Raw genomic sequence first — 8,558 nt, forward strand, 5'->3', positions numbered from 1 at the left:
TCTTGTAGTCATGAGTCTATTAGATTCGTTGAAAGACGCACAGAAAGACGCAATGCGCGCCAAGGAAAAACTTCGCCTTGGTGCTATTCGTTCGGTTCTTGCAGCTGTTAAGCAACGCGAGATCGATGAGCAAATCACATTAGACGACGCTGCAATTACGTCAGTTGTTGTAAAGCTGGTGAAGCAACGCCGCGATTCTTATACACAGTATAAAGACGCTGGTCGTGATGATCTTGCTGATGTTGAAGCTGCTGAAATGACTGTTTTGGAAGAGTTTCTACCGAAACAGCTGAGCGAAGATGAAATCAATCAGATGATTGATAAAGCGATTGCCGATACTGGTGCTCAAGGCATGCAAGATATGGGTAAAGTGATGGGCGTAATTAAGAGTCAAGCTGAAGGTCGTGCCGATATGGGCAAATTATCAGGCCTTATTAAACAGCGTCTTAACGCCTAAAAAATCGCGAAAGCAATTTCAAGCAAACCGAGCCTCGTGCTCGGTTTCTTCGTTTTACGCAAGTACCGTTTTTTTTCACTGTAGAAAGCTGATAACAACATAGCCCCCCGCTCACTAAGAATCATTGCAAGTGATGCAAATAATCTAATATTGGGTGGGTGCAAAAATCCCTTTTCTCATTGGGATTGATATAATACTCTGGTTCTCTCTTCTAATTAGGTGTTGAAAATGGCAGGTAAGATCCCCCGACAATTTATCGATGATCTTTTAGCGCGCACCGATATCGTCGAATTGATCGATTCTCGCGTCAACCTGAAAAAAGCAGGTAAGGATTATCAAGCTTGCTGCCCTTTCCACAATGAAAAAACCCCCTCATTTACCGTGTCGCAAGATAAACAGTTTTATCACTGCTTTGGTTGTGGTGCCAACGGTAATGCCATCAGCTTTGTGATGGATTACGACAAACTGGATTTTGTTGACGCCATAGAAGAGCTCGCCAGTTTATTGCATCTAGAGGTGCCGAAAGAAAAAGGCAATCACAGTAACAGTGACCGCCCTCCAGTTAGCCAAGAGCAAAAGCGCTCAGATTACGACTTGATGGAGCAAAGCGCACGTTATTACCAGCAACAATTACGCCATCATGCCAATGCACAATTGGTGATTGATTACTTAAAAGGTCGAGGTTTAAGTGGGCAAACCGTTAAAGATTTTGGCATTGGTTACGCGCCCAGTGAATGGGAAGCCCTGTGTCAAACGTTAGGGAAGAACCCCAAACAAAAACAACAACTCATCGAACTTAAGCTGGCAACGCAAAAAGACAATGGCCGCACCTTTGACTTTTTCCGCGACCGTTTGATGTTTCCGATCCGCGATCGCCGTGGACGCGTTATCGCGTTTGGTGGGCGCATCATGGGGCAAGATGATAACGGCCCGAAATATTTGAACTCACCGGAAACACGGATTTTCCATAAAGGCTTTGAGCTGTATGGCTTTTATGAAGCAAAGCAAGCCTACAAAAAGCTAGACCAACTGTTGGTTGTTGAAGGCTACATGGATGTCGTCGCGTTGGCTGAGCATGATATTCGCTACGCTGTAGCAGCGCTTGGCACTGCGACCACAACGGAGCACATGCAAATGCTGTTGCGTGCGACCGACAAAGTAATTTGTTGCTACGACGGTGACCGAGCTGGTCGCGATGCCGCGTGGCGAGCTCTGGAAAATGCATTACCGCATCTAAAAGATGGCAAAGCGCTGAAGTTTGTGTTCTTACCGGATGGTGAAGACCCTGATTCACTCGTACAGCAAGAAGGTAAAGATGCCTTTGAGCAACGCTTGAATGAAGCTAAGGATTTTATCGAGGTGTTCTTCGCCCGCTTAAGTGATGACATCGACCTGACGCAAGATGCAGGTAAAGCAAAACTGCTAAGCCTCGCCTTGCCACTTATTGAAAAAATCCCCAGTGAATTTTATCAAGAAAATTTATTGGAACGTTTGGCGCGCTTTATTGGCCGTACCCGTGAACAACTTAATGCTAAATTGAAAACACCTAGGCAGCAACACCGTGTTGAGAGTCAATTCAAAATGACGCCAATGCGCACCGCTATCGCCTTAATGATCCAACATCCACAACTTGCGAGCACCGTAGATTATATGCCAGAGCTAGCTGGATTAGGATTACCGGGATTAGAGCTATTTTTAAGTATTCAAAAATACTGTATTGATAACCCAAATACGCGCACTGCTCAGTTATTGGAAAGTTATCGCGAACGTCCAGAATATGGCGCGCTTACTAAGCTTGCTGCGTGGCCGCACCAAATAAATGACGATGTGTTGGAACCTCATTTTCAACAAACAGTCAAATTCATTGAAGACCAGTGTTTAAATCATCGACTCGAGTCCCTATTAATAAAGGACAAGACACAAGGTTTAAGCGTTGATGAGCGGCGCGAGTACGCTCTACTTACACAAGCACTTAAAGGCAGTGAAGTGCTCGAAAGCTAGCCAGAAAATTCTCGGTCTGTTATACTACGCTATTCACTGCGTCATACCGGCTTGGGGCACCCAGCTTAGGTTCTTAAGCTGACGCCTGTTGTATTAATTTATCAGGGTGGAAGAGCAAATCTCTATGGATCCAACTCCTCAGTCACAACTAAAACTTCTGATTCAGAAAGGTAAAGAGCAAGGTTATCTTACATTCGCTGAAGTGAATGATCACCTTCCACAGGACATCATAGACTCGGATCAGGTCGAAGATATCATCAGTATGATCAACGACATGGGTATCAAGGTTTGCGAAAGCGCGCCAGATGCTGATGAATTGATGATGGCTGAAACGACCACCGATGAGGATGCGGCAGAAGCTGCAGCCGCAGCGCTGGCAACCGTAGAAAAAGAAATCGGTCGTACTACTGACCCTGTGCGTATGTATATGCGTGAGATGGGTACTGTTGAACTATTGACTCGTGAAGGCGAGATCGATATCGCTAAGCGTATCGAAGAAGGTATCAACCAAGTACAGATTTCTGTTGCAGAATACCCAGAAGCAATTTCACACTTGCTTGAACAATGGGATATGTTCGAAGCTGAAGAAATTCGCTTGAGCGATATCATTACTGGTTTCTTTTGATCCAAACGAAGAAGAAACACAGATTTCAGCAACACACATCGGTTCAGAACTAAGTAACGATGACTTAGACGACGAAGATGATGATGTCGATGATGATGATGACGAATCAGAGGAAGAGACTGATAACGGTCCAGATCCTGAAGAAGCGCGTATTCACTTCGAAAACCTCCGTACCTTGTACAACAATGCACGTATTATCTTCGAAGAAAAAGGTCGTTCGCACCCAGATGCGAAAGCGGCAATCATTGAAATCGGTGAGCTTTTCCGTACCTTCAAGCTAGTACCAAAACAGTTTGATCGCATGGTTAACAACATGCGTGACATGATGGACAAAGTGCGTGTACAAGAGCGCATCATCATGAAGCAAGCTGTTCAAGTTGCTAAAATGCCTAAGAAAACGTTCGTTAAGCACTTCGCGAACAATGAAACTGACGCATCTTGGATTGACGTTGAAATCGCTGCGGGCGAAAGCTACTCAAAGCAACTTGCTGAGCTTAAACCTGAAATTGAGCGCTGCATTACTAAATTATCGCACATTGAACAAAGCACTGGCCTATCAATCGAGCGCATTAAAGACATCAACCGTCGTATGAGCATCGGTGAAGCAAAAGCTCGCCGTGCGAAGAAAGAGATGGTTGAAGCGAACTTACGTCTAGTAATTTCAATCGCGAAAAAATACACCAACCGTGGCTTACAATTCTTGGACCTTATCCAAGAAGGTAACATTGGTCTGATGAAAGCAGTTGATAAGTTCGAATACCGTCGTGGTTATAAATTCTCGACATATGCGACATGGTGGATCCGTCAGGCAATCACCCGTTCTATTGCTGACCAAGCGCGTACGATTCGTATTCCGGTACACATGATTGAGACAATCAATAAATTGAACCGTATCTCGCGTCAGATGCTGCAAGAGATGGGTCGTGAACCGAACCCTGAAGAGCTGGCTGAGCGCATGATGATGCCAGAAGACAAGATCCGTAAAGTACTGAAAATTGCCAAAGAGCCAATCTCAATGGAGACACCAATCGGTGACGACGAAGATTCGCATCTTGGTGATTTCATTGAGGACACAACCATTGAATCACCGATTGATTCGGCAACGATGGAAAGCCTCAAAGGTGCAACGCACGAAGTACTTGCTGGCCTAACAGCCCGTGAAGCGAAAGTATTACGTATGCGTTTCGGTATCGATATGAACACTGACCACACACTTGAAGAAGTAGGTAAGCAGTTCGACGTAACCCGTGAACGTATCCGTCAGATTGAAGCGAAAGCGCTGCGTAAACTGCGCCACCCTTCTCGCTCAGATCTACTGAAAAGCTTCTTAGATGCTAATAAATAATTAGCGTCTGCTTTTAGAATAACAAAGGCCGCTTTTTAGCGGCCTTTGCGTATCATACCAATCCGCTAGATTGAGCAGATATTTATGTGGGTTGGTATCACTTACCTTATTCATCCAACATGGGGATTAACATGGCTTGGATTCAAATACGCATTCGTGCAACCGAATCAACCGCTGACGCAATCAGTGAACATTTAATGGATATCGGTTGCCCATCCGTGACCTTTATGGACACAAAAGACACCCCAATCTTTGAACCGCAACCCGGCGAAGTCATTTATTGGGCTGAAACCACCGTCATTGGTTTATTCGAAGCAACACATGATATGCAAGCGGTGGTTGACTACCTAAAAGTACAACCTGAACTCCAAGAGCAATTCCATTACAAGATTGAACAGTTAGAAGACAAAGACTGGGAACGTGAATGGATGAAGAACTTCAAACCAATTCAGTTCGGTGAGCGCCTGTGGGTGTGTCCGAGTTGGCAAGAAGTACCTGACCCGAGTGCAGTAAACGTCATGCTCGACCCCGGCCTTGCATTTGGTACCGGCACTCATGCCACTACCGCGCTGTGCCTGCGTTGGCTCGACAGCTTAGATTTAACTGGTAAAACAGTCGTCGATTTCGGTTGTGGCTCTGGCATTTTAGGCATAGCAGCTATTAAACTTGGTGCTGAGCGTGTGATTGGTATCGATATCGACCAGCAAGCGCTGGACGCCAGTCGCGATAACGCGCAGCGCAATGGTGTTGCTGACAAACTCGAAGTATATTTGCCAGAAAATCAGCCTAGCTTTGAAGCGGACGTGATGGTTGCGAATATTTTGGCGCAACCGCTGCGTGAACTTAATGAAGTAATTCTTGGGCTATTAAAGTCCGGAGGGGAAATTGCCCTGTCAGGTGTGCTTGAGGAACAAGCTGAATCGGTAGCGAGCTACTACGAGCACAAAGTGAACCTTGACCCAATTGCCCAAGAAGGTGAGTGGGTAAGGATCAGTGGGATTAAGAAGTAACCACTTTTGATCCTTCGTTGCGCAGCGGACAAAAGTCCCTGTGCAACGGCTTATGCAGTATTTTTACTTTGTTTACGCTCCATCAACACCACGCTATATCAGCCCTCTCGGGCCGGTGTACAAAAAACACACAAAAAAATCATCTCCTCAGCTCGTTATAAAATGTCAATACAAAAAGTTTAAAAAAAAAGCACTTTTGTTCAATTTATAGCCTTTGATTTTGTCTCAAAAAACCGTAAACTTAGCGCCCCTTGAAACGAGGTAAATTGTAACGCTGTGCAAATTGGTCCTTACCAGTTAGAAAACAATTTGATGGTTGCACCGATGGCGGGGATCACCGATCGCCCCTTTCGGCAGTTATGCCGTCGCTTAGGCGCTGGACTGGCAGTCTCAGAAATGTTGTCTTCAAATCCCAAGGTATGGCAAACCGCCAAATCGATGGGACGGATGGATCACAGTGGTGAGTCCGGTATTCGCTCCGTGCAAATTGCGGGCGCAGATCCAGAACTCATGGCACAAGCAGCACAATTTAACGTTTCCAATGGCGCGCAGATCATAGATATCAATATGGGATGCCCTGCCAAAAAAGTGAATAAAAAGCTCGCAGGCTCTGCCTTATTGCAGTACCCGGACTTAGTCGAAGCCATTGTGAAAGCTGTGGTGGAAGCGGTTGATGTGCCCGTCACATTAAAAATCCGCACAGGCTGGGACACGGACAACCGCAATGGTGTCGAGATTGCAGCTATCGCTGAGCACAATGGTATTCAGTCACTGGCCGTACATGGGCGCACACGTGCATGCATGTACAAGGGCTTTGCTGAATACGACACGATCAGAGCCGTGAAACGCTCAGTGTCAATTCCTGTAGTAGCTAATGGCGACATTACGTCACCAGAAAAAGCGAAGCAGGTACTAGAGTATACGGGCGCAGATGCCATCATGATTGGACGAGCCGCTCAAGGTCGCCCCTGGATTTTCAGGGAAATAGACCATTACTTAAAAACCGGAGAAATACTTCCACCCCCTCCTATCGAGGAAGTGCGCAGTATCCTGATGGAGCATTTAGTAAATCTTCATCAATTCTACGGTGAGCCCATGGGGCCGCGGATTGCTCGTAAGCATGTTGGATGGTATTTGCAAGCCCATGACCAAGAAGGTCAGTTTAGGCGAGTATTTAATGCATTAGAAACACCTGATAGTCAGGTAGATGCACTAAATGAATACTTTGAAACTTATTGCTAATCCAGAAAGAAAGAGACATACAAAGATGTTTGAACAAAATGTGACTTCTCCTTTTATTACTAACGCTCACGTTCAGTCACAAGAGAAACCACAGCCTCTTCGCGACGCTGTTAAAAAAGCTGTTCACCACTATTTGAAGCAGCTTAACGGCCAGGACGTACAAGACGTTTATGAACTTGTTCTTTCTGAGCTAGAAGCACCACTTCTAGAAGAAGTAATGACGTATACTCGCGGTAACCAAACACGTGCTGCAATCTTACTAGGTATCAACCGCGGTACTTTACGTAAGAAACTTAAAAAGTACGGCATGAACTAATTTACTTGCAGCCTCGCGCTGCACCTAAAAGCACCCTCGGGTGCTTTTTTATTTTCGCCCATATGCGAAAAGCGACCAGCGCTACAACTTGGTCGTGGTGTTATACAAAAACACCATCATTGTTTAAAATAGGGTTTCTAAGCAAATCCCTTGTCTAACCCCTAGGCATTATTCACCTGTAATTAGGTGTCGCCTAAGACAAGATTATCTACTCAACTGAGGTAACAAAAACTACCATGGATACACATCGTCCAATTCGTCGCGCGCTACTGAGCGTATCTGACAAAACGGGTATCGTTGACTTCGCACGTGAGCTAGCGGCTCAAGGCGTTGAAATTCTTTCTACCGGCGGCACATGCAAACTTCTTGCAGACAACGGTATTAAAGTAACTGAAGTATCTGAGCACACAGGTCATCCAGAAATCATGGATGGTCGTGTAAAAACACTTCACCCTAAAATCCACGGCGGTATTCTAGCGCGTCGCGGTCAAGATGAAGGCGTGATGAGTGAAAACAACATCGACGCAATCGACATGGTAGTTGTAAACCTATACCCATTCGCGCAAACAGTTGCGAACGAAGGGTGTACACTAGAAGACGCGATTGAGAATATCGATATCGGTGGCCCAACGATGGTTCGCGCAGCAGCAAAGAACCACAAAGACGTAACCATCATTGTTAATGCAAGTGACTATGGTCGCGTTGTTGCAGAAATGAAAGAGAATCAAGGTTCAACGACCCATGCAACTCGTTTTGACTTAGCTATCGCTGCTTTTGAACACACAGCTCAGTACGACGGCATGATTGCTAATTACTTCGGTAAAATGGTTCCAGACTACACTGAAGAAGCAGCTGCTGAGACTAAATTCCCACGCACCATCAACATGCAATTCACCAAGAAGCAAGACATGCGTTACGGTGAAAACTCGCATCAAGATGCTGCGTTCTATATCGAGAACGACCTAACTGAAGCGTCTGTAGCGACAGCTAAGCAACTTCAAGGTAAAGCGCTTTCGTACAACAACATCGCTGATACAGATGCTGCACTTGAGTGTGTGAAAGAATTCGATGCACCAGCCTGTGTTATCGTAAAACACGCAAACCCATGTGGTGTTTCAGTGGGTGAGAACATCCTAGAAGCCTACGACCGTGCATTCAAAACTGACCCAACATCTGCGTTTGGCGGCATCATTGCGTTCAACCGCGAGCTCGATGCTGACACAGCTGAAGCGATTATTGCCCGTCAATTCGTTGAAGTGATCATTGCACCAAGCATCAGTGAAGAAGCTGCACAAATCGTTTCTGCAAAAGAAAACGTGCGCCTTCTTGAGTGTGGTCAATGGCAAGACAAAACTACTGGCGTTGATATCAAGCGTGTAAACGGCGGCATCCTAGTGCAAGACCGTGACCAAGGTATGGTTGCTGTTGAAGAGCTTAAGGTTGTGTCTAAGCGCCAGCCTACAGAGCAAGAACTTAAAGATTTTATGTTCTGTTGGAAAGTAGCGAAATTCGTTAAGTCGAACGCTATCGTGTACGCTAAAGACGGCATGACTATTGGTGTA

6 protein-coding genes and 1 pseudogene are annotated in these 8,558 nt (G+C 45.6%); all 7 read left to right on the forward strand.

Annotation, left to right across the window (positions count from 1 at the left end; genetic code table 11):
- Positions 1-10 precede the first annotated feature (10 nt).
- Positions 11-457, forward strand: a complete 447-nt coding sequence (locus tag ACH19P_RS14785) for a GatB/YqeY domain-containing protein (protein ID WP_462159283.1) — start codon at positions 11-13, stop codon at positions 455-457.
- A 228-nt stretch (positions 458-685) separates the two neighbouring features.
- Entirely contained in the window at positions 686-2,458 is a 1,773-nt protein-coding gene (gene dnaG, locus ACH19P_RS14790; RefSeq protein WP_462159284.1) for a DNA primase, read from the forward strand.
- A gap of 124 nt (positions 2,459-2,582) precedes the next feature.
- A pseudogene (gene rpoD, locus ACH19P_RS14795) lies at positions 2,583-4,428 on the forward strand (RNA polymerase sigma factor RpoD).
- A gap of 131 nt (positions 4,429-4,559) precedes the next feature.
- Entirely contained in the window at positions 4,560-5,438 is an 879-nt protein-coding gene (prmA, locus tag ACH19P_RS14800) for a 50S ribosomal protein L11 methyltransferase (RefSeq protein ID WP_462159285.1), read from the forward strand.
- A gap of 276 nt (positions 5,439-5,714) precedes the next feature.
- The gene (dusB, locus tag ACH19P_RS14805) at positions 5,715-6,680 is read left to right on the forward strand and encodes a tRNA dihydrouridine synthase DusB (RefSeq protein WP_462159286.1); all 966 of its coding nucleotides are present in this window, start codon (positions 5,715-5,717) and stop codon (positions 6,678-6,680) included.
- A 25-nt stretch (positions 6,681-6,705) separates the two neighbouring features.
- Positions 6,706-6,996: a DNA-binding transcriptional regulator Fis gene (fis, locus tag ACH19P_RS14810; RefSeq protein WP_010374122.1), complete on the forward strand. Its 291-nt coding sequence runs from the start codon at positions 6,706-6,708 to the stop codon at positions 6,994-6,996.
- Positions 6,997-7,232: 236 nt separating this feature from the next.
- Positions 7,233-8,558, forward strand: a 1,326-nt coding sequence (gene purH / locus ACH19P_RS14815) for a bifunctional phosphoribosylaminoimidazolecarboxamide formyltransferase/IMP cyclohydrolase (protein WP_462159287.1), incomplete at its 3' end; no start/stop codon positions are given.

The organism is Pseudoalteromonas sp. GB56 (genome assembly GCF_054923835.1).

Excerpts from the sequence above, each read along its gene's own strand:
- ACH19P_RS14785 (WP_462159283.1), top strand. The coding sequence starts at position 11 with ATGAGTCTATTAGATTCGTTGAAAGACGCACAGAAAGACGCAATGCGC.
- dnaG (WP_462159284.1), top strand. The coding sequence starts at position 686 with ATGGCAGGTAAGATCCCCCGACAATTTATCGATGATCTTTTAGCGCGC.
- prmA (WP_462159285.1), top strand. The coding sequence starts at position 4,560 with ATGGCTTGGATTCAAATACGCATTCGTGCAACCGAATCAACCGCTGAC.
- fis (WP_010374122.1), top strand. The coding sequence starts at position 6,706 with ATGTTTGAACAAAATGTGACTTCTCCTTTTATTACTAACGCTCACGTT.